Raw genomic sequence first — 25,915 nt, 5'->3', positions numbered from 1 at the left:
ACCAACAAAAAAACTTGCAAGTAGAATTAGTCTACTTGCAAGTTTTTTATTTATACATATTTGCCAGTTACAGAGTTGGCTTGTTCTTTGATTTGTGCAGGTGGACCAGAATAAATTAGTTGTCCGCCTTTACTTCCGCCAGCAGGACCAAGATCAATAATCCAATCCGCACTTCTAATAATATCTAAATTATGCTCGATAACAATTACCGTGTTGCCTTTTTCAACAAGGGTATTCATGATATCAATAATTTTTTCAATATCAGACATGTGTAAACCTGTTGATGGTTCATCCATAATATAAATACTGCCTTTTTTATGCAACTCATTAGCTAGTTTTAACCGTTGGCATTCTCCACCAGAAAGAGTATTAAGCGACTGTCCCAGTGTTAAATAACCAATTCCAACTTCTTCAAGCGCTTGTAATTTCTTAGTTATCTTTGGAGTAGTAAAGAAATCTAAGGCTTCAGTAACCGTCATTTCTAAAACATCACTAATTGACTTTCCTTGTAAATGGTAGGTTAGAACCGTTTCTTGAAATCTTTTCCCTTGGCATGTTTCACATACCGTACGAATAGAATCCATAAAAGCTAAATCCATAGTTGTAAAACCTAAACCTTTACAATCTTCACAAGCTCCTTTTGAATTGAAGCTGAATAGAGAAGGGCTAACTTGATTAGCAGTTCCAAATTCTTTACGAATCGTATCCATAATCCCGCAATAAGTAGCAGGGTTTGAGCGACTACTAGCATGGGCAGCCGATTGGTCAATGACAATACTATCTGGATGTTCTTTTAAGAAAATATCTTCAATTAGCGTACTTTTACCAGAACCAGCTACCCCAGTTACAACAGTTAAAATACCTTTTGGAATTGTGACATCAATATTCTTAAGATTATGGAGATTGGCATGTGCAACTGAAAATCCACCAGTAGCTTTACGCGGATTACTTTTTAGTGCGAGATTTTTTTGCAAATAGTTCCCTGTTAATGTATCAGAAGTTAATAAATCAGCATAACTACCTTCAAACATAATTTCGCCACCTTTTTTACCAGCTAAAGGTCCAACATCAACGATATGATCTGCAATTTTAATGACGTCAGGATCATGTTCCACCACTAAAACGGTATTGCCTTTGTCTCGTAATTTAACAAGTAGTTCGTTTAAACGGTGAACATCTTTAGGATGCAGACCCACACTAGGTTCATCAAAAATATAAAGTAAATCCGTTAAGCTACTACTTAAGTGACGGACCATTTTAACACGTTGAGATTCTCCACCAGATAGAGTGGTAGTTTCACGATCTAAGCTGACATAATCTAAACCGATATCAACCAGATGTTGAATGCGTTCTAGTAAGCTAGTAATTAAAGGTTTAGCAATAGGATCGGTAATTTCTGCCAGTGCGTTTAATAGTTCATCCATTTGCATTGCCAGATAATCAGCAATCGAATAGTTATTGATGCGGCAGTTTAAGGTCGCTTGAGAAAATCGGGCTCCATGGCACAATGTACAATCAGCTTCATGAGTAAAAGGAGCGACTCTTTTTTTAGTTGATTCAGCCATTTCGCCTTCTTTTTTTAAATACAGGCGATTGAATTTTTCAACTAAACCTTCATAATTTGAGTTTAACGCACCAAAATCACTACCGAGCGTTATTTTTATATCTTTTCCATAAAGTAGCAGATCTAATTCTTCAGCTGTATAGTCGTTGATTGGTTTGTCATTGTCAAAAAATCCTGAAAGAGCATAGATTTTCCAATACCAAGAATCAACAGAAAATGTTGGAAACAGAATAGCTCCATCATTCAATGATTTCGTACGATCTAATAATTTATCGAGATTAACGGTAATCTGTTTGCCGACACCTTGGCACTCTGGACACATACCTTGTGGATCATTAAATGAAAAATAATTGGCAGTTCCAACGTAAGGGCTTCCGACTCGAGAAAATAAAAGTCTTAATAGAGGATTAATATCAGTAATTGTTCCTAATGTAGAACGGGAGTTTCCACCTAGCCGTTTTTGATCAATAATAACGGAAGTTGAAAGATTTTCAATCGAATCAGCATCAGGTTGTTGGTATTTTGGTAAAAAATTTCGTAAATAAGCACTGTAGGTTTCATTTAATTGGCGTTGAGATTCTGTTGCAATAGTCCCAAAGACGATTGATGATTTTCCAGATCCAGAAACACCAGTAAAGATGGTGATTTTTCGCTTAGGAATAGCTAAAGAGATATTTTTTAAATTATTTTCTCTAGCCCCATTTAAATAAATGTATTCTTGTGTCAATTAAACTCCCCCAATACTTTTTTTAGTAACTATATCTTTCTTTCAAATAAAAAAATAGGCATATGAAGACACAGTAAATAGGCTGTTGAGGTAAGTAAAGGGTCTAATAGACGAGCAGATTGTTCAAAAAGAACGCGTAAGTGCTTTTAAAATCTATTGAACCTGAATTACAGCACTAAGTTAATGAGGCTTAGCAACAGCATGTTCACGAGCAAATTTTTTATTTTTAGAAAGAGCTTAAAGTCACGAACTAAAATAATAACAAATTGTTAAAATGAAGTCAAGGAATATAGCTAGCTAGTTTCATAATTTAAAACGAAAGTTATCCAACTAAGACTTAAGGATGATTTATGGTCAAAATAGTAGTGAAAAAAATAAAAACAAGCTATAATCAAGAGCAGCTTTTATTTGGAGGGGGAGAATAATAGGATGGAAGAACGTGCTACGCCCAAAATAGGTTCATGGAAAAATTTCTTTACTTTACTGAATGACACGAAGCCTAGAAAAATATTGATTTTCTTTGGTTTATTCTTTAGTTTGATTACAACATTGATTGGTCTGGTTGTACCACTATTTACTAAAAATTTAATTGATAATTTTTCGATAGAATCTCTAAGTTGGATGGTTATTGTTGGAATCGTATTAGCTTTTATTTTTCAGGCGATTACAGATGGTGTTTCAATGTATATGCTAAGCTACATGGGACAACAAATGGTTGCTCGCTTACGTGAAAAAGTGTGGAAGAAGCTTGTCCATCTGCCAGTTTCTTATTTTGATGAAACCAAAACAGGAGAGATTGTCAGTCGCTTAATTAACGACACAACCTTAGTTAAAGATTTAATTACGCAGCATTTCCCACAGTTTGTCAGTGGAATCATTTCTATTATTGGTGCAGTCACTATTTTAATGATTATGGATTGGAAAATGACGTTAATGATGTTAATCGCAATTCCGATAACAGCGCTATTTATCACACCATTAGGATCGAAAATGGCAAAAATATCCAAAGCAACTCAAAATGAAACAGCTGATTTCACTGGAATTGTTAGTCAAACATTGGCTGAAATTCGTTTGATGAAATCATCAAACGGTGAAGAAACTGAAATTAAAAATGGTGAAGCTGGAATTCATCGCTTATTTAAATTTGGATTAAAAGAAGCCAAGCTATTTTCAATTATTGGTCCAATCATATTTTTAGTTATGATGGCGATTATTGTTGCGATTATTGTCTATGGCGGGATTAGAGTTCAAGAAGGTACACTAACAACAGGAACATTAATTGCTTTCTTACTCTATTTATTTCAAATTATTTTCCCTGTAACTTCATTTGTAACTTTCTTTACCCAATTGCAAAAAGCCAAAGGTGCAACTGAGCGAATTACTGAGATTTTAAGTATGGAAAGTGAAGACTTAGAAAAAGGCTTGGATTTTGATGTAGCTGGAAAAATGATTCAAATGAAGGATGTTTCATTTGAGTACAATCCAAATGAACCGATTTTAGCCGATATCAATTTCGAAACGAATCCTGGGGAAGTTATTGCCTTTGCAGGACCTAGTGGGTCTGGAAAAACGACTTTATTTTCTTTACTAGAAAGGTACTACTCTGTTAAAGAAGGCAGTATTGAAGTTGGGTCGACACCATTAGAATCAATTTCATTACATTCTTGGCGTCGTCAGATTGGTTATGTTTCGCAAGAAAGTGCGATGTTATCTGGCAGCATTCGAGATAATTTAACCTATGGATTGGAACAAGAATTTTCTGAAGATGAGCTTTGGAAAGTCGCTAAACTAGCATATGCCGAAACCTTCATTCGCGAGTTACCTAAGGGGTTAGACACAGAGGTTGGCGAACGAGGAATGAAATTATCTGGGGGGCAACGGCAACGAATTTCAATTGCCAGAGCTTTCTTACGTGATCCTAAAATATTAATGCTAGATGAAGCGACTGCAAGTTTGGATAGTCAATCGGAAGGTGTTGTTCAACAGGCCTTAAGCAATCTGATGGAGGGCAGAACAACATTCGTCATTGCCCATCGCTTATCGACGATAGTTCATGCAGATAAAATTATTTTTATTGAATATGGTCGCATTACAGGTATGGGAACTCATAGTGAGCTGGTGGCAAATCACGAATTGTATCGTAGCTTTGTGGAGCACCAATTAACTTAATGGATAGTTGTATCATGTTGTGTCATGGTTTTTGTTGCTTTATCATGGTTCTTGTTGCTTTAGCAACTTAGAACCATGATACACATCCATCGAAGATGGACTGTGATCCTAAAATATTGGTTTTTTGAGGTTCTTGTTGCTTTAGCAACTTAGAACCATGATACACATCCATCGAAGATGGACTGTGATCCTTGAATGTTGGTTTACAGAGGTTCTTGTTGCTTTAGCAACTTAGAACCATGATACACATCCATCAAAGATGGACTGTGATCCATAAATGTTGGTTTGCTTATGTGTAGCATCTTTATATCTAAGCCTCTTTACATTTTTCTTATTTCTTATAAAATAGAAATAAGAAAGCATTTTTAATGAAACGAAAAATAAAATTTAAAATTGAAGAGGTGAACTTAATGAAATTTGAAAATAAAAAAGAAGAGAAAAAATATTATGAAACCGTTGCGAGTGAAGAAGAATTTTTAAAATGGTATAAGGCTCAAGATTTGCCTAAATACGAAACGCCATCTGTAACTGTTGACAACGTAATGTTTTGTTATAATCGCGAAGAAGATCAACTTAAAATGTTGTTAATCAAACGTAAAGCGCATCCATTTAAAGATTCTTGGGCTTTGCCAGGAGGTTTTGTCAATCCTACAGAATCAACAAATGAAAGTTGTTTAAGAGAAACTCAAGAAGAAACCGGCGTCAAGCTAACCGAGTTAAATATTGAACAATTATATACTTTTAGTACGCCTAATCGTGATCCACGAGGATGGGTGATTACAACGAGCTATATTGCTTTTTTAAATCAAGAAGTACTGACAGCGGGGGACGATGCTAGCGATGTTAAATGGTTTAATATTGATATTGAAGGTGATCTAGTCACGCTAACTGAAGGGGATATTGTGATTCAATTAGATATCCAAAAAGAAGCAACTCTTGTCTCTAGTCAAGAACGTTTGGCTTTTGATCACGGAGAAATTATTAGTACAGCCTTTAAACGCATACGTGGAAAAATGTACTCCCAGCCTCGTGTATTAACGATTTTAGGTGAGAGTTTTACAATTACAGAGGCTAGAAAAGTCTTTGCTAAATTTTTAGGTCTAGATTATAAAAAGATCGACCATTCTAATTTTAAAAAAGATTTATTGAAATTTGTCAAAGAAGTGGATGAAAGACCGACTGGAGTTGGACGCCCATCTAAATTTTATGCTGTAGATAGTCCTTATTTGACTTAAATACAATCAAAGCCTATGGGAAATCAGAGGCTTTTTACATAGTTAGAAATTTTAAATTGTTATTTAAATCGATTTTATTAGTTATTAATAGATGTGTCTATATTTTGTTAAAAATAGATAGAAATATTTTTTTGCTCAAGGTTTTTGTTCTTTTTAAATAAGCTATATGTTATTATAGAAACATTATAAGGCTAGTAAAAGATAGAAGGCGAGAGGAGAGCGTTTTTTGTGAAAGAAGCAGACATTCGTGTAGCGATAACTGCACAAAATTATGAACTCTATTATCAGCCCAAATTTGAAAGTGTAGAGAAGAAATTAATTGGTGCTGAAGCACTTATGCGATTAAAAGTTAATGAAAAAGTGTTAGGACCAGATGACTTTATGCCAATTGTCAATGAAATGGAACAAATGGAAACGATGCAAAATTTTTTAATTCATGAAGTTGTAACGAAATTAAATTCAGAAGAGTTAGTCAATTATGATTTTTCAATTTCACTTAATATGAACTCTAGCGAATTTGTGCATAAAGAACATATGGATGAAGTTTTATTGTTTTTTAAAAATGAGTTAATAAACCCCAATAAACTAGAAATTGAGATTACGGAAAGAAGAGAATTTCCTGATTTTGATTTAGCCGTTAGCTATTTAGAAAAACTAAAAGAAACTGGGATTAAGGTCAGCTTAGATGATTTTGGTAGAGGGTTTAATTCGTTAGCCTATTTACGCATGTTGCCTATAGATGTCTTGAAAATTGATCGTGCCTTTATGAATGAAGTATTAACGGATAAGAAAGTTCAAATGATTGTTAAAGCAGTGATTCAATTAGCCCATGACTTAGACATTTTAGTATTGGCGGAAGGTATGGAAACAAAGCAACAAGTTGAGTTTATGGATCAAATGGGTTGTGACACTTATCAAGGATTCTATTTTGGTTCTCCAGTTCCGTACGCTGTATTTCAAGAAACGTGGTTGCCATTCCTTCAATAATAAATGTTTGAGAATAAAAAAGTGAAATCCTCATTGAATCAAGAGGATTTCACTTTTTTATTTAGGACGTTTTACGGTATATTCATCAGCTAAAGTCGCATATTTATTACCAGCTAGTCGAGCGACAGGTAATAGTTTTTCTGTTAAAATATAGTCATTTTTTTGATCAAAGACAGATTCAGAAAAATGAAAATCACTAACGGCTAAAATAAATAAATCAGTAACTACTTGATCTTGCTGATTTTTTATTGGAACATACTGGTGTAATGTGGTTTCAAAACGAATTTTTGCTTCTGAAATACCAGGTACTTGAACAGAAAGGCTTGGTTCAAGTGTTAAGTTTGTTAGCTCTACTTCACTTTGGTCAGGAGCTAAAGAACGAGAGGTTTGGTTCATAGGATGAATCAAACTTTCATCAACAATATGAATGACAGCTTCTTTTGTTGCAAGAAGATTTCGAGCAGAATCTTTCATTTCACCATTTTGACGTAAAATGGCAATAGAAAGTAATGGAAGTTCGTTTGAGACTCCGCTAAAAAAACTAAAAGGTGCTAAATTAACTGTTTTACCATCAGCCGTTAATGTTGTAATCCAGGCAATTGGCCTAGGAATGATGCTACCACTTAAAAACTTATATTGTTGCTTTTTTGATAGTTTATCACTTGTAAAATGAATCATACGAATTCATCCTTAGGAAATTCTTTTTTTAACCATTCTTTTGCTTTTTCTAACTCTGGATAAGTGAGTTGATGACCGGCATTTGTCCAGACCATATCAACATTTCCATCACGTTGGAGAAAGCTATCCCTTAATGTTTCAGAAGCTGACTTTGGTACAATTGGATCATTTATACCAGCTGAAAGCCAAATACTGCTAGTACTTAAATCAAATGTTGCTTCATGTTTGCCTAAGGACATTGCATGAAATAAAACCCCTCTTTTAAAACTATTTTCTCGTTCTAAAAGCAGATGACCGGCAATATTGGCCCCGTTTGAATACCCAACAAGGACCCACTGATCAAAAGAAATCTGATATTTTTTTGAAAGTTCTGTAACCGTAGCTAGTAGTTCATCTGTTTTTAACTCCAAATTTTCTAAATCAAACTGTCCTTCAGCAAAGCGTTTAAAAAAGCGATTAGCTCCTTGTTCAGAAACAGTTCCTCTTAAAGAAAGGATAGTGGAATTTGGTGATAACTCTTCTGCGATTTTAAGCAATGAGTGTTCATCTCCACCAGTACCATGTAAAAGTAATAAAGGTGGGGCAGTAGTTAAGCCAGCTTTAAAATAATGTTCCATCAATTATTCACTCCTTTTTGTATTAAAAGGTCGGACAGCACTTTCTATATACTCGCGTTGTTCTTCCAAGAATGGCGGAAGTGATAAAGATTCACCAACTGTTTCATAAGGTTCATCTTGCATAAATCCAGGACCATCAGTTGCAAATTCAAACAAAATTGGGCCTACTCGAACATATAAAGATTCAAAATAAAAACGATTCACATAGCCTGATTGAGGCAAGCCAAAACTATGAATGCGTTCAATCCATTCGTCTAAAACTCGACGATTTTCAACTCTGAAGGCAACGTGGTGAACATTTCCAAACCCTTCTCTAGCAGGTAATAAATCAGTTCGCTCTTCAACAATAACTTGAGCACCATTTCCTCCTTCACCAACTTCAAATAAATGGAAGCCAGCCTCTGTTTCAATTTGTTTAAATCCCATAACTTCTTCAAGCATTAATTTCATTGGCTCTAAATCAGCAACTGTTAAGAAAATTGGACCTAAACCAACAATCGCAAACTCGTAAGGGACAGGACCTTTTTGCCATGGAATACCAGCTGGAACTCCATGATTGAATTCATCTGAAATCAGTTGATAATGTTGATCATCGAAATCAGAAAAGGTTAAGATTTTTTTACCAAATTTAGTCTCAATTTCGCCATGTTCAACAGAAAATTCTTCAAAGCGTTTCAACCAAAAATCAATAGCGGCATCAGTTGGGACACGGAATGAAGTTCGAGAAATAGAATTTGTTCCTTTGATCCCTTTTTGAATATTCGGGAAGTCAAAGAATGTCATATCAGTACCAGCACTGCCTTTATCATCTGCAAAAAAAGTGTGGTAAGTTTGAATATCATCTTGATTGACTGTTTTTTTGACTAAGCGCATTCCTAATACTTCAGTGAAAAATTGATAATTACGTTCTGCACTACTTGTCATTGCTGTTACATGGTGTATTCCTTTTAAATTATTCATTTATAGTTCCTCCAATGTTTTTGTAATAGTTGTTCGTTTTGTTTCTAAAAAAGCAGGTAGAGCTAAATTTTCACCTAATGTGGCGAGATCTTCATCAATCAGAAAACCAGGTAGTTCAGTAGCAATTTCAATGCGAAGGCCATTTGGCTCTTTAACATATAAGCTTTTGAAATAGCCACGATCAACATACTCCTCAATCTTAAATTGATTTGCTAAAGCCGTTTGATAAAGTTCCTCTAAATCAGCAGCTGTTGCGGTACTATAGGCAATATGATCAATAGATCCACGGCCAATTCTTGACTTGGCCAACTCAGAACTTTTTTTGACAATCGTAAAGCTAGTCCTATTATTTAGTGGAAGGGTCTCAGTTGACTTAATCCCTAAATAAGTGTGTAAAAACTGATTTGTTAAAGTGGGATTTTCTACGACTAAACTAGTTCCAGCAATTCGAATAATTTGATAGTGAGCAGGAACTGTAGAGTGCTGAGTAGCTTTTTCAGGTTGGATTTGTTCGTCAGTTTCAATTAATTTAAGTTTAAAATCATCAAAATCTGTAAATTCAAGACCTTCATCATCCTGATGACTCTCAACATTAAATTGAAGCAAGCGTTCCTTCCAAAACTGTAAACTACCTTTCGGGATAGCTAAATAGTTTGTTGAAAAAAAATTGTTAAAATCCCTTCGTTGCCCCAATTTTGAAATTTCAAAAAAAGTGAGTAGAGTTCCAGGAGTACCCTGGTAATCTCCAAAAAACAAGTGACGCATTTTTGTATTTTCCTGATTAACAGTATTTTTAACCAAACGTAAACCTAAAATTTCTGTATAAAAATAGATAGACTCTTTAGCAGATTTTGTAAAACCTGAGATATGATGGATATTGTGAACCATGAATACACCTCCTAATATGAAAACTAGCCTAAATAAAAAGTTTGTTGAGCCGTTTAGCTCCGGCAAGAAAATAGGGGAAATTGATGTGGCGTTTTTTGCCACGTCAAATTTTCATCTTTTTCTCGAGGAGTTGGCCCATAAAAACTAGCCTGATGAAAAGTTTGTTGAGCCTTTTTTAAATCAATTTTTTATTTCATGATACTAAATAATTTAGTAACTTTATGAAATTATAATACTTTCTAAATAGAAGCAACTTTGTTAAAGTAAGTATATCATCAATTGAATTATTTAGCAAGGGGGACTCTAATCTAACATAAAAAAGTCCAAATCGTTTATCAAAAAACGATTTGGACTTTTTATAGAGTAGTATATTATTACCTTTTTATCGCAATACACAGACACATTCTGGTGCATAAACATCTTTTTGAATCATATTTAGCAAGCCTGTTTCACGATCTCTTGAAAAAAGAGTTAAATTATCTGAATCTTGGTGTGCAACAATCACAAAATCTTCTGTTGAATCTAGATTGAAATCACGGGGAATTTGACCTTCCGAAGCAATTAATTGAATTTGTTCAAGTGTTTTTCCTTCATTTGAAATCGAGTAAACAACAATTGAATCATGACCACGATTTGAAGCATATAAAAATTTACCATCTGATGAAACACGAATAGCTGCTCCTCCATTAAAATCAGTAAAGTCATTTGGAATTGTTGAAATGGTTTGGATTTCAGTAAAAGCACCAGTCGTTGCATCATATCCTAAAACAATGACAACACTAGATAGCTCGCCAAATAAATAAGCAATTTTTCCATTTGGATTAAAAACAAGATGACGTGGACCAGTACCAGGTGCTGCATTATAACGACTTACTTCTGTTAATTTGCCTTCAGCTGAAACAGAATAAGAATAAACACTGTCTGTTCCTAAATCACATGCGACTACATAGTTATGATCTGGTGTTAAATCAGAATAATGAGCATGTGGGCTCGTTTGATTTTCATGAACGCTAGAACCTGTATGAGTTACAGTGTCAACTAATGTTAATGTTCCATCTTCTGCAACTTTTAAGACGCCAATTTCACCCTTATGGTAGTTTGCTGTATAAAGGAACCCTCTAGCATCATCAACACCTACATAACATGGTGGAGCACCAGCGGCAGTAACAGAGTTCACTAATTGATAAGTACCAGAAGCATCTTTTTTATAAGAAGACATGCCACCATCACCATCAACTTTAGCTACAGCATATAAAAAATCTTGATTTTTTGATAAGCCAAGATAAGTTGGACTGTCAACTTTAGCAATCAAAGTTAAGTTATCCAATTGTTTTTTTTCTGTATCTAATGTAATTGTGTAAACCCCTTCACTTTCACGTTTTGTATAGGTTCCTAAAAATAATGTTTCTTTCATTGTTGTTTTCCCCCTTATGTTTGCGTATTCAATTCACTATTTAGTATACCATAAAAGTTAAGAAGGATAATAAAATAATCGGTCATTTAAAAAAACAATCAGGTTCAATTACCTGATTGTTTTGAATTGAATTTAGTTTATTAGCTTTTAGTAAAACGAGTAACAGTTTCAAAAATCCGTTGACATGCGTTTGTATCGCGATATTCAATTAAAGAATTCGCTTTTTGTTTGTTTTGTTTACTAATTTCAAAATGGGTTATTTGTGCAACTTCCAATAAATGCATTAAACTATCTGCATCTGTCGCGATTTCACCAGGTAATTCATTTTGGTAGCTATGATGCAAGTGAACAGCTTCATCCGAATCGACTTGTTGAAACTGTGCTTCTATTTGATAGAATAAAACAGGTTTATCTAAAAAGCTAAAATCAAAAGCCTCAGAGGCGTAATCTGTAATCATAATTTTACTCGCTTTTAACAACTCAATTAAATTCCCATCCTCTTGATAAACAAGCTTTGTAGCCAGTTTTTGAAATTCTGTGGCATACTTATTAAAGGCTGGAGGCAAAGCAATGACTAAATTTAACTGGTTCTGTTTCAAATACTCAGTAAAATCTGAGCTAGCTAGGAATGTTAAATAATTAGCAGCTAAAATATCAATAAATTCTGTTTGAAAGTGTAAACCCGTTTCATGATCCACCGGGAAAAATAGTAATTGGTTTTCGATAATCATCGGTTTAGCAGGGTCAAATAGTTCGTCAAAGCGCGCCAACCCAGTAATAGCAACTTGTTCTTTAGCATAGTGTAAAACATCAGTAACTAGACGTAGTTCATTTTTTGAACTAACTAAAAATAAATCAGTTTCAAACTGCAAAGAAGAATGTCCTAAAGTTTCGATTTCGTTTTGTAAGCCGATCACTTCATTTTGTAAATAGATCTTTTTCCCACGAATAAAATTCAATAATTGCTGTGTGCGAGTTGGATAGATTTCATGCGGATGATAGGCGGTTAAAATGACTCTTGCCATAAATAAGTGCCAAATATGTTTTTTAGATTTAAAAGGTAAAATATGATCAGAACCGTATTTTTCTAATTTTTGATAATCAGGTGAAGCAGGATCAATAACATAAAAAACATTACGTTCGGGATGGTTTTCACGCATGTAACGATAAAAAGCAAAGCCATTATTATTAGCAGTATGAGGTTTTTCACCAATTACCCAAATTTTATTTTTTAAGTAAAAAGGTCGGATAAACCAAAACAACACCAACATTTCTCTAAAATAAGAAAAAACAGCTTTTTCAAAACGTGTCACACAAATAGACAAGCTTTGAGATTGAGACGTAAAGTTTGGCGCAAACGTATAACTAGTTGTTGCGTAAGAATAAAAAGCATTTTTATAGATTCCTTTTGATTTTAACGCTTTTGGATTTCCAACTCGAACAACGGTGGGTTCAAACAGCCCGTTTAAATAGACTTCAAAATACAAATCAAAATCATCATCTGGAAATTCAATTAATAGTAGTTCTTGCGCAAAATCTTTTGTATCAATTAAAATATGGTAGTCATAGTGGTATAAATGTGTACCAGATTCTAAATTATCTAACATAATATTTGAATGAATGGTCCGTTTTAGCCCAGATCGTTTACCAACCATAATGGTATCAATTCGATTAATCGCAATTGCTTTTGAACTGATTTTTCCATGGATATTTATTTTTTGTTGTTTGGTTTTTATATCTGTGATATAGCTCCCTTTAATGTAGCGTAGGCTACGAACTGGAACGTTTACAGTAAAACAAAAACCATTTGTTTTACGGCTGAAGTAGGGATAAATATCGTCTTCTCGATCTTTAAATTGGGTTAACCCGTATGAATCAAAGTGCTCAAATAAATCTAAAGAAAGAGGTTCTTCCTTATCTACCCATTGGTTATCAACAAAGTAACTGATTCCAAAATAAAATTCAAAATGTTCACGGCCACCTTGAGGAACAATCTGATGAATAAAATCAGTTAGATTAAATTGAAAAGAAAAGTTTGTTGGATCAATTTCAGTTGTAGAAAAATCGTATTTTTCTCCGGTTTCACGATGCAAAATAAAGAAGCCTTTAAAGTAAACAGGATGATCTTTGTTCAAAGTTACAGTTGTAACAATTTGATCGCCTTGTGTACGGATTGAAAAGCTTGGATGTTTCAAAATTAATTCAGTTTTGTGTCGATTTAAAAATAAATGAGAATCTTTAATAGATGATCTCAATGACATAATAGTTTCCTCCGATAGATAGCTCTTAGTAGAATAACTCAAACTTATCATAGCAGTCGCATGATAGCGTTGCAATGAATTGCTACATTTGTAAAGGAATTGTAATCTAAAAAAGACGAATAGTTGTTACTCTTTTAGTTGAACTTATGTAGAATAGTGAGTTCTACTAACAAATGGAAATCATTCTATGATAAAATAGGAAATGAAACAAATAGGCAGGAGAAAGAGGGTAAGCACGAAATGACAATTGGAACAGTAACAAGTATTGGACCACAAGCAATCAGTGAACAAGATCCAATCATTATTTTATTTGGTGAAGAAGCAACAGAGGATATCCGTCAGGTTTCTGTCATCCAAGCTTTTGAGGATGGAAGAGAAATGATTGAATTAAAAAAAGGGCAAACCATTAAGTTTGATAATCAGTCTTATACAATTGAAGCGGTAGGTTCTTTGGCCGTAGATAATTTAAATAGCATCGGGCATATTACGTTAAGTTTTACTGAAGTTCCAGCAGAGGATATGTTAGGGAATGGAATTTACCTGAGTCCACAAGAACTTCCAACGATTTCAGTTGGTACAAAAATCAGTTACGAAGCGTAAACTACTTTTGCGAATCAATAAACTTTTTATCAAGGCCAGTTCTTATGAGCCAGTCCTTCGGAAAAAAGATAAATTCCCAAAAAAGTAAAAAGCCACTTTTCTTGGAATTTTCTATTTTTCTGCCAGGCCTAAACGGCTCAATAAACTTTTTATTAGGCCAGTTCTTATGAGCCAACTCTTCGAGAAAAAGATAAAAATTCGAGAGGACAAAAAGCGTCCTATCAATTTTTCCTATTTTCTTGCCAGAGCTAACCGGCTCAACAAACTTTTTATTCAAGGAGGAGTTTAAGATGGAAGATTTAGATCAGAAGACTGAAAAACGCAAGAACTTCTCTTGGTTTTGGCGTTGGTTTTTAAATAATAAATTTGTTACAGTTCTGTTAGTAAATTTATTAATTCTATTAAATATTTTTGTTTTATCCAAAATGGGTTATCTATTTCAACCAATCGGTAGTTTTTTTAGTGTGATTGGGTTGCCCATTATTATGGCTGGAATATTGTATTATTTGATTAATCCATTGGTTGACTGGCTCGAAAGCAAAAAAATTCCTAGAGTTTTTGGAATCACGATTGTCTTTATTATTATCTTAGGTTTAATTGTTTGGGGAGTAGCTATTTTAATTCCATTGATGCAAAAACAAACCATGAGTTTTATTACAAACTGGCCCTCATACTGGGAAAGAGCCAATAGCGAACTTGATAACTTGCTGAGAAGTGACTTGTTTTCTCAGTTGCAAGATCAATTATCTAGCACAAATGGAGACATTGTTAAGTCTGTAACTGGACAATTAAATTCAATGCTTAATTCAACTGTAAATGGTTTAGGTAGTGTGGTAGGTGCTGTTACTAACGTTGTTATTGCCGTGGTTACAATGCCATTTATTTTATTTTATCTTTTAAAAGATGGGAAGAACTTGCCTCATCATTTAATGAAATTTGTTCCTACTAAATTACGTGATACAACATTTAGATTATTGACAGATATGAATACTCAAATTAGCCAATATATTCGTGGTCAATTAATTGTTGCTTTTTTTGTAGCAATTATGTTCATGGCTGGATATGCTATTGTTGGTTTAGAGTATGCAGTGACATTAGGTATTTTAGCTGGATTCTTAAATCTAGTTCCTTATTTAGGTTCATTTTTAGCAATGGTTCCAGCTGTGATTATTGCCTTAGTCGATTCACCAGAAATGCTGATTAAAGTCATGATTATTTTTGTTATTGAACAAACGATAGAAGGTCGAGTTATTTCACCGCAAGTCCTAGGAAGCAACTTAGAGGTTCATCCAGTTACGATTATTATCGTTTTACTAACAGCTGGAAAACTATTTGGAATTCCTGGAGTTATTCTAGGTATACCAGGTTATGCTGTCTTGAAAGTGTTGTTAACCTATATTTTCAACTGGTATAAAGAAGTTTCTGGATTGTATCACCATGATTATAACCCCGCCCCATTGCCTGACAGTGGAGTCAAAAATGAAAAATCTGAAAGTTAAATAAAAAAATGAACGGTTCACTATATTGTGAGCCGTTCATTTTTTTATTTATTAGAATGTTTGAGCTAGATCTTTCGCTGCTGCGAAACCTTCAGCCATAATAGCTGGTGCATGTTCTGGATCATGATCCATTCCCTCAACAGCAAGTTGGTGATAGTCAGTAACTCCAATAAAGTTGAAAATCATTTTTAAATATTGGCTAGCAGGATCTTGGCCTTTATAAACACCGCCACTTGATTGGATGTGTAAGACTTTTTTATCCGTCACTAAGCCAACAGGGCCTTCAGCAGTATATTTGAAAGTTTTTCCTGCTACATTGACAGTGTCAATCCAGGCTTTCAAACGAGTTGGAACATTTAAATTCCATAGTGGATTAGCAATAATGACTTTATCAGCGTCTAAGAATAATTCAGTAAGTTCATTAAAACGTGAAACTTTATCTTGTTGTTCTTGAGACAACGTTTCAAATTCAGTACCTGTACGTAATGCATCCCAAGCTGCTAGTATGTCTAAATCAATTTCTGGAATGAATGATGTATACAAATTGATTTCATTGATGTGGTCAAAGTGATTTTTTTCTTTATAAGCTGTGATGAATGTATCAACAACTTGCATAGAACGTGACACTTCTCCAGTTAATGGATGTGCTTTAATAACTAATACTTTACTCATTTTATAAAAACCTCTTTCATATTTTAAATAATTACAAGAACTATCTTACCAAAAGTAAGTATTGAAAACAAGATTAAATCTAAAAAAATAAATTATTTTACTGAGCTATCTAAAAAAATGTAATAGTTTTCATTCGCTTTATACAGCTAATCGTTAAAAACAGGTGCTTTTTTTCTAGAAATCAGGTGAAAAATATGTTGTTTTTCTCTTGCAAAGTGACAGAGCGTCATATATAATGACAAAGTGTCATATGACGGAGTGTCACTTATGGAGAAAGCATGGTACTCTAGTCATTTCCAATCTTTAAATAGAAACTTATAGATTGAATAACTTAAAAGATTAACAATGAAAGGAGAACGTAAGATGCCAACTCAAACATTTTTTAACTTACCCATTGATAAGCAAAAGCGATTACTAGATGCAGCGTCAACAGAATTTTCTAGAGTTCCATTAACAGAAGCATCAATTAACAATATTATTAAGCTAGCAGAGATTTCGAGAGGCAGCTTTTATCAATATTTTAAAGATAAAGAAGATTTGTATTATTATTTTTTTGCGACTTTAAAACAAGACAGTAAAAAAATGTTGGAAGACTGTTTAAAAGAAGCTAATGGTGACTTGTTTTTAGGATACCAAAATTATTTTCCTAAGATGCTAACGATGATTACTGAAGACAAACAAGCGTCATTTTTTAAACATATGTTTTTGCATATGGACTATCGGACAAGTCGTGAAGTTACGCCTGAAGCTATGAAGAAAAGAGAGTGCGAACACAAAAAAGATCGTCATCATAATCATTTTGCTGATTTTGTTAATGCGGATTTACTGAAAATTGATTCAGATGAAGATTTTCATTCACTGTTTAAAGTGATGATGACCTTTTTATTTCAAACAATTGGCGATGCTTTTGCAAAAGAATTACCAAGGGATGAAGTAATTGCTAGTTTTAATAAAAAATTGTTTTGGTTACGTGATGGTGTCTACGTAAAAAGCGAGGGAGAGAAGTAGAAATTTAAATGAATAATGAAGATGAACAAGAAAGAAAGGAATGAAAAAAATGTTAAAATTAGCCAAACGAATGTCTTTCTGGGCAGTAGCTGGGGCCGTTGTATTTATGATTATTCAAGTGGTTAGTGATTTGTACTTACCAACCTTAACGGCAGATATTATTAATAATGGAGTTGCTAAAGGAGATACAGATTATATTTGGTCTGTTGGTTTTAAAATGCTTGGTTTCTCATTAATTAGTATTGCTGCCGCAACTGGGAATGTATTTTTAGCTGCCAGACAATCACAAAAATTAGGGAAAACATTACGAAGCGAAATTTATACTAAAGTAACAAATTTTTCAAATGATGAAATTGACGAAATTGGAACAGCTTCTTTAATTACTCGGACAACCAATGATGTCATTCAAATCCAAAATGTAGTCATGATGTTTTTACGCATGATGATTATGGCACCAATTATGTTAATAGGAGCTAGTTTTTTAGCTTACAGTAAAGATGGTCAATTAACACAAATTTTCTTATATGTTTTACCAATCTTAGCTATTTTTATTGGTGTGGTAATGTTCTTTGCTGTACCACTGTTTAAAGCAATTCAAAAGAAAACCGATAAACTAAACTTGGTTTTCCGTGAAGGTTTGACAGGTATTCGAGTGATTCGTGCGTTTAATCGCAGTAAATCTGAAACTGAGCGCTTTGCAGAAGCCAATAAAGATTTTATGGATACATCAATTAAAGTAAATACAATTATGAGTCTGATGTTACCAGTTATGACCTTTATCATGAGTGGGACTAATATTGCCATCATTTGGTTTGGTGGTCAATATATTGGAAATGGGACCTTAGAGGTTGGTAATTTACTTGCCTTTATGACCTACGCAATGCAAATTTTAATGAGCTTTATGATGTTGTCAATGGTATTTATCTTTATTCCAAGAGGACAAGCTTCAGCAGTACGGATTAATGAAGTCTTAAATATGGATAGTAAAATTAAAGATCCTGAAAATCCAGCTAAATTACCAGCTGAAAAACAAGGTACATTAGACTTTAATCATGTTGATTTCAGATATACAGGTGCTGAAAATCTAGCTTTGAAAGATATTGATTTTCATGGCAAGAACGGACAAACTATTGCCATTATTGGTGGAACTGGATCAGGAAAATCAACATTGTCTAATTTACTAGGTCGTTTCTATGATGTTGAAAATGGATCCATTGAGATTAATGGCGTCGATATTCGTCAAATGAAACAACAGGACTTAAGAGATGCTGTCGGATATGTACCTCAAAAAGCGATGCTTTTCACTGGAACAATTCGTGAAAACTTAAAATACGGAAACCCAGATGCTACTGATGAAGAACTATGGCATGCATTAGAAATTGCGCAATCGAAAAATTTTGTTGCTGCGATGCCTGAAGGTTTAGATTCATATGTAGAACAGGGTGGAGGCAACTTTTCCGGTGGACAAAAACAACGTCTTTGTATCGCTAGAGCATTAGTCAAAAAAGCCGATATTTATGTCTTTGATGATTCATTCTCAGCGTTAGATTTCAAGACTGATGCAGCTTTAAGAAAAGCATTAAAACCAGAAACTAGAGAATCTGTGGTTGTTTTAGTTGCACAACGAATTAGTACTGTAATTGATGCGGACATTATTTTAGTATTAGATGAGGGCCAATTAGTTGGACAAGGAACTCATGAAGATTTAAAAGCTACAAATGAAACCTATCAAGAGATTATTAATTCTCAATTGAGAGGGGAGGAAATCTAAGATGAGTGATAAAAATGTAAGTCAACCAAAAGGCGGACAAGGAAGAGGTCCAATGGGCGGCGGACCAGGTGCGCGAATGCCAGTTCAAAAAGCTAAGAATTTTTGGCCTACCATTAAACGTTTATTCGGTTATATGTCGAAACGCTCCATTGCGATTATTGCTGTTTTCGTCTTAGCTATTACCGCAACTGTTTTTCAAATTAGAACACCTAAAATCTTAGGTGAAGCAACAACTTTAATTTTTGAAGGAGTTCAAAAAGGATTTGTCCAACGCCAAGCAGGGATAGAAGTGGATAAATTACCGATTAACTATGATAAAATTGCTTCGATTCTTTTAGTTGTTGGGATTATGTATGTAGCATCAGCTCTCTTCAGCTTTTTGCAACAATTTATAATGACTCGTGTCTCACAAAGAACAGTTTATGAGTTGCGTCGTGATTTAAAAGGCAAAATGAATACTGTACCAATGGAATATTTTGACACTCATTCTAACGGAGATGTAATGTCTCGTGCGGTTAATGATATGGATAATATTTCCAATACACTGCAACAAAGTTTGACCCAGTTAGTAACAAGTATTGTCACCTTTTTCGGTGTTTTATATATGATGTTAACGATTAGTTGGCAGTTAACATTAGTTGCTGTGGCAACTGTTCCATTAAGCTTAATTGTGGTTGGAATTGTCGCACCAAAATCACAACGATTCTTTGCTTCACAACAAAAAAGCTTAGGTTTGTTAAATAATCAAATTGAAGAAACCTATAGTGGCCATGTTGTCGTGAAAAGTTTTAATCGTGAAGCAGCATCTATTGAAACTTTTGAAAAAGAAAATGAAGTATTATTCAAATCTTCTTGGAAAGCCCAATTTATTTCAGGTTTAATCATGCCTTTAATGAATTTTATCAAAAATTTAGGTTATATTTTTGTTGCTGTTCTTGGTGGGATTAAGGTAGCTGATGGTTCAATGACCTTAGGGAATGTACAAGCGTTCCTACAATATACCAATCAATTTTCACAACCAATTACACAATTAGCGAACTTAATGAATACAATTCAATCAACAGTGGCTTCGGCTGAACGTGTTTTTGAAGTCTTAGATGAAAAAGATATGGACAATTCTCCTTCTGGTATTGAACCAATTCCAAATTCACCTTATAAAATCAGTTTTGATCATGTTCAATTTGGTTATGGTGAAGGTACGGATGATTTATTAATGAAAGATTTCAATTTAGATGTGAAAGAAGGTCAAATGGTTGCGATTGTTGGACCAACTGGAGCCGGAAAATCAACATTAATTAATTTATTGGAACGTTTTTATGATGTTAAGGGCGGAAGTATTAAATTTAATGGGATAGATACCCGTGATTTTTCAAGAGAAGAGTTACGTAGCCATTTTGCCATGGTATTACAAGATACTTGGCTATTTAATGGATCCATTTATGACAATATTAAATATGGTAATGAGAAAAAAGAAGCAGATGATTTTGTTGTAGAAGCTGCTGTGGCAGCCCATGTAGATGATTTTGTTCGTAAATTACCACATGGTTACGATACAATTTTAAATGAAGATGCAAGTAATATTTCTCAAGGTCAACGTCAATTAATTACAATTGCTAGAGCATTCTTAGTTGATCCAGAAGTATTAATTTTAGATGAAGCGACTTCAAGTGTCGATACTCGGACTGAAGTGTTGATTCAAAAAGCAATGCGTAAGTTATTACAAGGACGCACAAGTTTTGTGGTCGCTCATCGCTTATCTACCATACGTGATGCAGATAATATCATTGTGATGGATAAAGGTTCCGTTGTTGAAACAGGAACCCACGATGAACTAATGGAAAAAGCCGGTTTCTATGCTGACTTATATAATAGTCAATTTTCAGAAGAAGCCGTTAGTTAAGTAAATAGAAAGCTAGTTAGAATGGACATTCATTCTAGCTAGCTTTTTTAGGTTGTGCTAAAATAAGGAATATAGGAAAGGCTAGTTTTGTGAGACAGGCCTAACCGGCTCAACAAACTTTTTTTTTAAGTAGAGGAGGAATAAATAAATGACAGAGTACCGAATAATTACACCTGAATATAAAGATGAAATGTTTGAATTAGCTAAATATGCATTTAACATCCCCATTACAGAGAACTTAAAAAATCAATTTAATTTGATTTTTGACAATTCCATTTCAGTTGGCGCATTTCAAGAGACTGGCACTTTAAGTGGACAAGTGATGATTACGGCTTATGAAGTTTATTTTCACAAGCAAGTTTATAAAATGGGAGGTATTGGTTTAGTGGCCAACTACCCAGAATATCGTGGAGATGGGGATATTGCTTCTCTAATGAAGCTCGCTTTAAAAACTATGAATGAAAAAGAAGATGATCTTTCTTATTTAGCTCCATTTTTATATAGTTTTTACCGTAAATATGGCTATGAACATGCCTTTGACCAAGTAAAATTAACTTTAACACCAGATGAATTGCCCAAAGCTCATAAACAAAAAGGAACAATGAAGCGAGTGGATTGGAAAACTGGGAGTTATGAGTTGAAAAAACTATATCAAATGTACCAGAAAGATTCTATCGGACCAGTTCGCAGAGCAGATTGGTGGTGGAGCTATAATTATGACTATAATCAAGAGCTTAAAATAGCTATTTATTATAATCCAGAAAATCAGCCTTATGGTTATTTAACTTACGAAACAGATGGTCAAAACAAAACCTTTAGAATCAAAGAATTAGTTTATTTAGATTACCATGCTTATGATGCTTTATGGGGATTTATAGCGTCACATAACGGGAGCTTTAGCTATTTTGAGTACAGTGCTGGGATTAATCAAAATCAATCCTATTTGTTAAGTAATCCACGTATTAAACAAGAAATTATCCCTTCTATGATGGCGAGAATTGTTAATATGAAACGATTTATTGAGAAATTTAACTTTATATCTGAGATAGACAGCCCACTTTATTTAAAAGTAAAAGATGAAGTTGCTTCTTGGAATGATGGGTTATGGAAATTAGAAATAAAATCGGGACAAACTAGTTTAACAGAAGTTGCAAATGAACCTGAAGAAGGCTTAGAAAATCAGCTATTAACCGGTGATATTGGTGCTTGGACTCAAGTATTTATGAATTATCGTTCTTTAAATGAATTGCATTTCTTTAATCGGATTGAAGGGTCTGAAGCTGCAGTTCAAACGTTAGCTGCTCAATTACCTGATGGAAGTCCAACCTTATATGACTATTTTTAATGAACTGAAAAATAGAATAAAAAAAGAATCGTTGAAAAACGATTCTTTTTTTTACTCATTATTTTTTCTCTTTGAAATTCATTTTTTCTAACATTTCTTGTGTTTTTTTCATGCTAATACCATTTTTTGATGTATCCGAAAAATTCATTCCAGGAATAGCTGATAACTCTTTAAGGTCAGCTTTTTCGTAGTCAACTTCAACTTTTTCAATCGCATGATCTTCTTTAAAGTCCATCGTTTCTTTTAGTCCTTTAACACCTTGATATTGTTCTTCAATAGCTTTAGTGACTGCTTGTGCTTCTTCTTTAGTAGAAACCCCTAATGAGCTATAAGGAATTTTACTAGTTGCAGTTTGTTTTGATACGATATCACCTTTATAAGTATACGTTAAGGACATTTCAACTCCATTTTCATTCGTTTCAAATGTTTTTGTTTCCTCTTTGTTTCCTCCACATCCAACCAAAATAAATAATGAACAAACTACTGCCAACAACGGTAAGACTTTTTTCATTTTTCCCAACTTACTTCCTCCTAAAATTTAATTACACAATATATATAATAACTGTATTTAAAAGATAAGTCAATAATAATTTTATACAAAACTTCCTTAAAGTAAGTATATTACTTGAAGTAATTAAAATAATGTGATTTAATAGTTATATATAAAGTAAAGATAAAGGGAGTCTTATAAATGAAAAAAATGAATAGTGAAACAAGCATTGGAAAAGTAGTCTTAAATGTTGAAAATCTGGAAGCGATGAAAACTTTCTATCAAGACAAAATCGGACTTGAAATAAAAAGTGAAACTGAAAATGAAGTTTCTTTAGGCGCAGTAGATGAAAGTCAAACCACATTGTTACAATTAAAACGAGTACCGATTACAGCAAAAGTTGGACGTAGAACAGGATTGTATCATACTGCTTTTCTATTACCGAGTCGAAGTGCTTTAGGTGATGTTCTCTATCATTTAGTTAAAACAGAGTATCCTATTACTGGTGCAAGTGATCATGGCTACAGTGAGGCTATTTATTTAGATGACCCTGAAGGAAATGGTATTGAAATTTATCACGATAAAGCAAGAGAAGTTTGGGATATTAATCCAGATGGTACGATTAATGGAATCACAATTGCGATGGATGCAGAAGGTGTTTTGGGAGCTGCGACTGGGAGCTTTACAGGATTACCAAAAGGAACAACTGTTGGACATATTCATCTGACAGTGGCTGATTTAGACGCAACTGAAAAATTTTATATTGATACATTAAAAATGAATTTACAGACAGATTTTCCTGACCAAGCTAAATTTATTGCAGCTGGAAATTATCATCATCATATTGGGACAAATGTATGGTCGGGAAGAAATATCCCACCAATGGAAAAAGATACAAAAGGTTTGGCTTACTTTACAATGGAAGTTCCATCATTAGAGGCATTGTTAGAAGTTAAAGCTAATTTAGATGAAAAGAGCTACCCTTACACATATGGAAAAGAGCTTTCACTACTACAAATAGTTGATCCAAATGGCATTAATTTAGAGATAACTGTAAAATAAAGTAAATAGAAAAACAAGAGAGTTAGAGAAATTTTCTCTAACTCTCTTGTTTTGTCAAAATAACGGGTCCTTCTTTTGTAATTGCGAGAGAATGCTCATATTGAGCACAATAGCTTCCATCAATTGTTCGAGCAGTCCAGCCATTTGAATCTATGTCCATCTTCCATGTTCCTGTAGTAATCATAGGCTCAATGGTAATCGTCATACCTTCTTTTAAACGCACGCCTTTACCCGCTTGACCATAGTGTGAAAAGAAAGGTTCTTCATGAATTGTTGGACCAATACCATGAGCAAGAAAGTCTCGAACGACACCATATCCTTTAGATTCCGCATAACTTTGAATGGCATGGCTAATGTCACCGACGCGATTACCAATTTTGGCTTGCTCAATCCCTAATCTCAAAGCTTCTTGAGTCACTGCCATTAATTCTAGGTGTTCGTTTGATAATTCCCCGACAGCATATGTCCAACAACTGTCAGAAATAGCGCCTAATAGATCAACGCAAAAATCAACCTTGACAAGATCACCAGATTTCAGGACATAATCAGAAGGAAAACCGTGGCAAATTTCATCATTTACACTAATACATGTCGCATATTCATAATTTTCAAAACCAATTTGTGCTGCTATTGCTCCTTTATCTTCAATTTTATTTTGAACAAATTGATTGATTTGATTTGTTGTAATACCAGGTTTGATAAAGGTTCTTAATTGTTGATGAATACCGGCTAAAATTTTTCCAGATTCCTTCATTTGTTCAATTTCTCTTTGAGATTTTAATGTAACCATTTTGACACTCCTTAAAAGTTAATGTACTTATATCTGTATATTGAAAAGCGTTTAAAGTATAGAGTAATGTATCTGACTCATAAAAGAAGTATTTGCTTAAATCATAAAACAACTGCATATTATTATACCATACGATTTAGCGTACCTATACTCGTAAACCTTAATTTAGGTGATTCTTTTTTACTGAACTTTTGTTGATTTAAGACTAATTAGTGGTAAGATAGAAAGTAAAATTGGAGGGATATGAATGAACCAAAATAAGTTAGTTATCATTGGAGTCGGACATGTAGGCTCGCAAGTTTTGACAGAAGTTTTACATTTGCAACTTTTTGCTAAAATTGCTTTAATTGATAGCCAAGACAAAGTAGCAGAAGGCGAAGCGTTGGATCATCGACATGCAGCAGCGTTTCATTCACAAGCAAATCCAGAAATCTATGCTGGCAGTTATGAGGATTGTCAAGATGCAACCGTTATTATCTGTGCGGCTGGACCGAGTATTGTACCAAATACTGGCGAATTGATGCCTGATCGTAGCCAATTGGCTATGCAAAATGCAACTGTTTTAAGAGAGATTATGACGCGAGTTACCGAGTATACAAAAGAAGCTGTACTCATACTTATCACTAATCCTTTAGATTCAATGGTATATTTAGCTGAAAACGAATTCAACTATGCTAAAGGTCGGATTTTTGGAACAGGTACGATGCTTGATTCTGCTCGTTTTAGACAAATACTTGCTGAAAATTATCAAGTGGATCCAAAAAGTATATCCGGAATCATGATGGGCGAGCATGGTTTAACAGCCTTTCCAGTTTTAAGTCGCGTATCAATTGAAGGCTTTAAAGCTGATGAACTTGCGTTTAAAGGGAGTAATTCATTAAGTTATAAAAATATTCAAGGGGCAGTTGTTAAAACAGCTTATGATGTTCTAAACGCTAAAGGTTGGACAAATGCAGGGATTGCTCAAGCTACAGTTGCATTAGTGCGAGCTGTAGTATTAAACGAACGAAGTATTTATCCAGTTTCTACAACCGTTACTAATGCATACGGGTATCAAGGAGATGTTGCCTTTAGTTTGCCTTGCATAATAGGGAAAAATGGGATTGAAGAACAATTAGAATTGCCGCTAGATAAAATTGAAACAGAAGCTTTAAAGCATTCTGTTGCTGCGATAAAAGAGACTATGAAAAACTGTGGAATTTAACAAATAATTAACCAATAAATGACTGGAAAAATGTTGGAAAGAACAAAAATTTTGGTATACTAATTAAGATAGAA

General features: G+C 33.9%; 21 protein-coding genes. 11 read left to right on the top strand and 10 right to left on the bottom strand.

Going from position 1 to position 25,915, the window contains the following annotated elements; genetic code table 11:
• Positions 1–50 precede the first annotated feature (50 nt).
• Complete coding sequence (locus tag MHI00_RS13205; protein ID WP_341114182.1) at positions 51–2,291, bottom strand: excinuclease ABC subunit UvrA; 2,241 nt, start codon at positions 2,289–2,291, stop codon at positions 51–53.
• Between the two features lie 429 nt (positions 2,292–2,720).
• Between MHI00_RS13205 and MHI00_RS13200 the strand changes: the two genes are divergently transcribed.
• The 3 genes from MHI00_RS13200 to MHI00_RS13190 all read left to right on the top strand — a co-directional run bounded on the left by MHI00_RS13200 (position 2,721) and on the right by MHI00_RS13190 (position 6,682).
• Positions 2,721–4,460 carry an ABC transporter ATP-binding protein gene (locus MHI00_RS13200; RefSeq protein ID WP_341114179.1) on the top strand — a complete coding sequence of 580 codons (1,740 nt, stop codon included), beginning with the start codon at positions 2,721–2,723 and terminating at the stop codon, positions 4,458–4,460.
• Positions 4,461–4,870: 410 nt separating this feature from the next.
• Positions 4,871–5,695, top strand: coding sequence for an NUDIX domain-containing protein (locus MHI00_RS13195; protein ID WP_010054531.1), 825 nt, complete (start codon positions 4,871–4,873; stop codon positions 5,693–5,695).
• Between the two features lie 228 nt (positions 5,696–5,923).
• Complete coding sequence (locus MHI00_RS13190; RefSeq protein WP_287430377.1) at positions 5,924–6,682, top strand: EAL domain-containing protein; 759 nt, start codon at positions 5,924–5,926, stop codon at positions 6,680–6,682.
• Between the two features lie 57 nt (positions 6,683–6,739).
• Here the strand turns inward: MHI00_RS13190 and MHI00_RS13185 are convergent, their stop codons facing one another.
• The 6 genes from MHI00_RS13185 to MHI00_RS13160 form a co-directional block, all read right to left on the bottom strand.
• Positions 6,740–7,360 (bottom strand): flavin reductase family protein, encoded by a 621-nt coding sequence (locus MHI00_RS13185; protein WP_332630288.1) that lies wholly within the window; start codon positions 7,358–7,360, stop codon positions 6,740–6,742.
• The gene (locus MHI00_RS13180) at positions 7,357–7,977 is read right to left on the bottom strand and encodes an alpha/beta hydrolase (protein WP_341114172.1); all 621 of its coding nucleotides are present in this window, start codon (positions 7,975–7,977) and stop codon (positions 7,357–7,359) included. Before MHI00_RS13180 ends, MHI00_RS13185 begins: the two co-directional genes overlap by 4 nt.
• Before the next feature lie 3 nt (positions 7,978–7,980).
• Positions 7,981–8,937 (bottom strand): ring-cleaving dioxygenase, encoded by a 957-nt coding sequence (locus tag MHI00_RS13175; RefSeq protein WP_332630292.1) that lies wholly within the window; start codon positions 8,935–8,937, stop codon positions 7,981–7,983.
• Positions 8,938–9,825: a VOC family protein gene (locus tag MHI00_RS13170; RefSeq protein WP_332637726.1), complete on the bottom strand. Its 888-nt coding sequence runs from the start codon at positions 9,823–9,825 to the stop codon at positions 8,938–8,940.
• 382 nt (positions 9,826–10,207) lie between these two features.
• Entirely contained in the window at positions 10,208–11,239 is a 1,032-nt protein-coding gene (locus MHI00_RS13165) for a lactonase family protein (RefSeq protein ID WP_010054611.1), read from the bottom strand.
• A 140-nt stretch (positions 11,240–11,379) separates the two neighbouring features.
• Positions 11,380–13,500 (bottom strand): CDP-glycerol glycerophosphotransferase family protein, encoded by a 2,121-nt coding sequence (locus MHI00_RS13160; RefSeq protein WP_229252272.1) that lies wholly within the window; start codon positions 13,498–13,500, stop codon positions 11,380–11,382.
• 240 nt (positions 13,501–13,740) lie between these two features.
• Here MHI00_RS13160 and MHI00_RS13155 point away from each other — a divergent pair, with 240 nt between their 5' ends.
• Together MHI00_RS13155 and MHI00_RS13150 are read left to right on the top strand one after the other, a co-directional pair.
• A complete protein-coding gene (locus tag MHI00_RS13155) occupies positions 13,741–14,100 on the top strand; it encodes a PTS glucitol/sorbitol transporter subunit IIA (protein ID WP_010054615.1) in 360 nt (119 codons plus the stop codon).
• A 290-nt stretch (positions 14,101–14,390) separates the two neighbouring features.
• On the top strand, positions 14,391–15,599 hold the full coding sequence (locus tag MHI00_RS13150) for an AI-2E family transporter (RefSeq protein WP_015075672.1): 1,209 nt from the start codon (positions 14,391–14,393) through the stop codon (positions 15,597–15,599).
• 51 nt (positions 15,600–15,650) lie between these two features.
• Here MHI00_RS13150 and MHI00_RS13145 read toward each other — a convergent pair whose 3' ends face one another.
• Complete coding sequence (locus tag MHI00_RS13145; RefSeq protein ID WP_010049465.1) at positions 15,651–16,271, bottom strand: FMN-dependent NADH-azoreductase; 621 nt, start codon at positions 16,269–16,271, stop codon at positions 15,651–15,653.
• 363 nt (positions 16,272–16,634) lie between these two features.
• Between MHI00_RS13145 and MHI00_RS13140 the strand changes: the two genes are divergently transcribed.
• From MHI00_RS13140 to MHI00_RS13125, 4 genes are all read left to right on the top strand, one after another.
• A complete protein-coding gene (locus MHI00_RS13140) occupies positions 16,635–17,279 on the top strand; it encodes a TetR/AcrR family transcriptional regulator (RefSeq protein ID WP_010049470.1) in 645 nt (214 codons plus the stop codon).
• Between the two features lie 49 nt (positions 17,280–17,328).
• Positions 17,329–19,050 (top strand): ABC transporter ATP-binding protein, encoded by a 1,722-nt coding sequence (locus tag MHI00_RS13135; RefSeq protein WP_010049471.1) that lies wholly within the window; start codon positions 17,329–17,331, stop codon positions 19,048–19,050.
• Position 19,051: 1 nt separating this feature from the next.
• Positions 19,052–20,950 carry an ABC transporter ATP-binding protein gene (locus tag MHI00_RS13130; RefSeq protein WP_187958904.1) on the top strand — a complete coding sequence of 633 codons (1,899 nt, stop codon included), beginning with the start codon at positions 19,052–19,054 and terminating at the stop codon, positions 20,948–20,950.
• Between the two features lie 148 nt (positions 20,951–21,098).
• Positions 21,099–22,295 (top strand): GNAT family N-acetyltransferase, encoded by a 1,197-nt coding sequence (locus tag MHI00_RS13125; RefSeq protein WP_341114157.1) that lies wholly within the window; start codon positions 21,099–21,101, stop codon positions 22,293–22,295.
• Positions 22,296–22,353: 58 nt separating this feature from the next.
• Here MHI00_RS13125 and MHI00_RS13120 read toward each other — a convergent pair whose 3' ends face one another.
• The gene (locus MHI00_RS13120) at positions 22,354–22,806 is read right to left on the bottom strand and encodes a YehR family lipoprotein (protein WP_029451969.1); all 453 of its coding nucleotides are present in this window, start codon (positions 22,804–22,806) and stop codon (positions 22,354–22,356) included.
• Positions 22,807–22,986: 180 nt separating this feature from the next.
• On the opposite strand from MHI00_RS13120, the gene MHI00_RS13115 reads away from it, so the two are divergent.
• Positions 22,987–23,847 carry a VOC family protein gene (locus MHI00_RS13115; RefSeq protein ID WP_341114156.1) on the top strand — a complete coding sequence of 287 codons (861 nt, stop codon included), beginning with the start codon at positions 22,987–22,989 and terminating at the stop codon, positions 23,845–23,847.
• A gap of 37 nt (positions 23,848–23,884) precedes the next feature.
• Here the strand turns inward: MHI00_RS13115 and map are convergent, their stop codons facing one another.
• Entirely contained in the window at positions 23,885–24,637 is a 753-nt protein-coding gene (map, locus tag MHI00_RS13110; protein ID WP_341114154.1) for a type I methionyl aminopeptidase, read from the bottom strand.
• A gap of 247 nt (positions 24,638–24,884) precedes the next feature.
• Between map and MHI00_RS13105 the strand changes: the two genes are divergently transcribed.
• A complete protein-coding gene (locus MHI00_RS13105; protein ID WP_057000555.1) occupies positions 24,885–25,841 on the top strand; it encodes a lactate/malate family dehydrogenase in 957 nt (318 codons plus the stop codon).
• Positions 25,842–25,915: the final 74 nt, after the last annotated feature.

Source organism: Carnobacterium sp. FSL E2-0243 (assembly GCF_038003605.1).
Lineage (GTDB): Bacteria > Bacillota > Bacilli > Lactobacillales > Carnobacteriaceae > Carnobacterium > Carnobacterium maltaromaticum.
This window is presented reverse-complemented; position numbering and strand designations above follow the sequence as displayed.

Excerpts from the sequence above, each read along its gene's own strand:
- MHI00_RS13200 (WP_341114179.1), top strand. The coding sequence starts at position 2,721 with ATGGAAGAACGTGCTACGCCCAAAATAGGTTCATGGAAAAATTTCTTT.
- MHI00_RS13195 (WP_010054531.1), top strand. The coding sequence starts at position 4,871 with ATGAAATTTGAAAATAAAAAAGAAGAGAAAAAATATTATGAAACCGTT.
- MHI00_RS13185 (WP_332630288.1), bottom strand. The coding sequence starts at position 7,360 with ATGATTCATTTTACAAGTGATAAACTATCAAAAAAGCAACAATATAAG.
- MHI00_RS13180 (WP_341114172.1), bottom strand. The coding sequence starts at position 7,977 with ATGGAACATTATTTTAAAGCTGGCTTAACTACTGCCCCACCTTTATTA.
- MHI00_RS13175 (WP_332630292.1), bottom strand. The coding sequence starts at position 8,937 with ATGAATAATTTAAAAGGAATACACCATGTAACAGCAATGACAAGTAGT.
- MHI00_RS13170 (WP_332637726.1), bottom strand. The coding sequence starts at position 9,825 with ATGGTTCACAATATCCATCATATCTCAGGTTTTACAAAATCTGCTAAA.
- MHI00_RS13165 (WP_010054611.1), bottom strand. The coding sequence starts at position 11,239 with ATGAAAGAAACATTATTTTTAGGAACCTATACAAAACGTGAAAGTGAA.
- MHI00_RS13160 (WP_229252272.1), bottom strand. The coding sequence starts at position 13,500 with ATGTCATTGAGATCATCTATTAAAGATTCTCATTTATTTTTAAATCGA.
- MHI00_RS13155 (WP_010054615.1), top strand. The coding sequence starts at position 13,741 with ATGACAATTGGAACAGTAACAAGTATTGGACCACAAGCAATCAGTGAA.
- MHI00_RS13150 (WP_015075672.1), top strand. The coding sequence starts at position 14,391 with ATGGAAGATTTAGATCAGAAGACTGAAAAACGCAAGAACTTCTCTTGG.
- MHI00_RS13145 (WP_010049465.1), bottom strand. The coding sequence starts at position 16,271 with ATGAGTAAAGTATTAGTTATTAAAGCACATCCATTAACTGGAGAAGTG.
- MHI00_RS13140 (WP_010049470.1), top strand. The coding sequence starts at position 16,635 with ATGCCAACTCAAACATTTTTTAACTTACCCATTGATAAGCAAAAGCGA.
- MHI00_RS13135 (WP_010049471.1), top strand. The coding sequence starts at position 17,329 with ATGTTAAAATTAGCCAAACGAATGTCTTTCTGGGCAGTAGCTGGGGCC.
- MHI00_RS13130 (WP_187958904.1), top strand. The coding sequence starts at position 19,052 with ATGAGTGATAAAAATGTAAGTCAACCAAAAGGCGGACAAGGAAGAGGT.
- MHI00_RS13125 (WP_341114157.1), top strand. The coding sequence starts at position 21,099 with ATGACAGAGTACCGAATAATTACACCTGAATATAAAGATGAAATGTTT.
- MHI00_RS13120 (WP_029451969.1), bottom strand. The coding sequence starts at position 22,806 with ATGAAAAAAGTCTTACCGTTGTTGGCAGTAGTTTGTTCATTATTTATT.
- MHI00_RS13115 (WP_341114156.1), top strand. The coding sequence starts at position 22,987 with ATGAAAAAAATGAATAGTGAAACAAGCATTGGAAAAGTAGTCTTAAAT.
- map (WP_341114154.1), bottom strand. The coding sequence starts at position 24,637 with ATGGTTACATTAAAATCTCAAAGAGAAATTGAACAAATGAAGGAATCT.
- MHI00_RS13105 (WP_057000555.1), top strand. The coding sequence starts at position 24,885 with ATGAACCAAAATAAGTTAGTTATCATTGGAGTCGGACATGTAGGCTCG.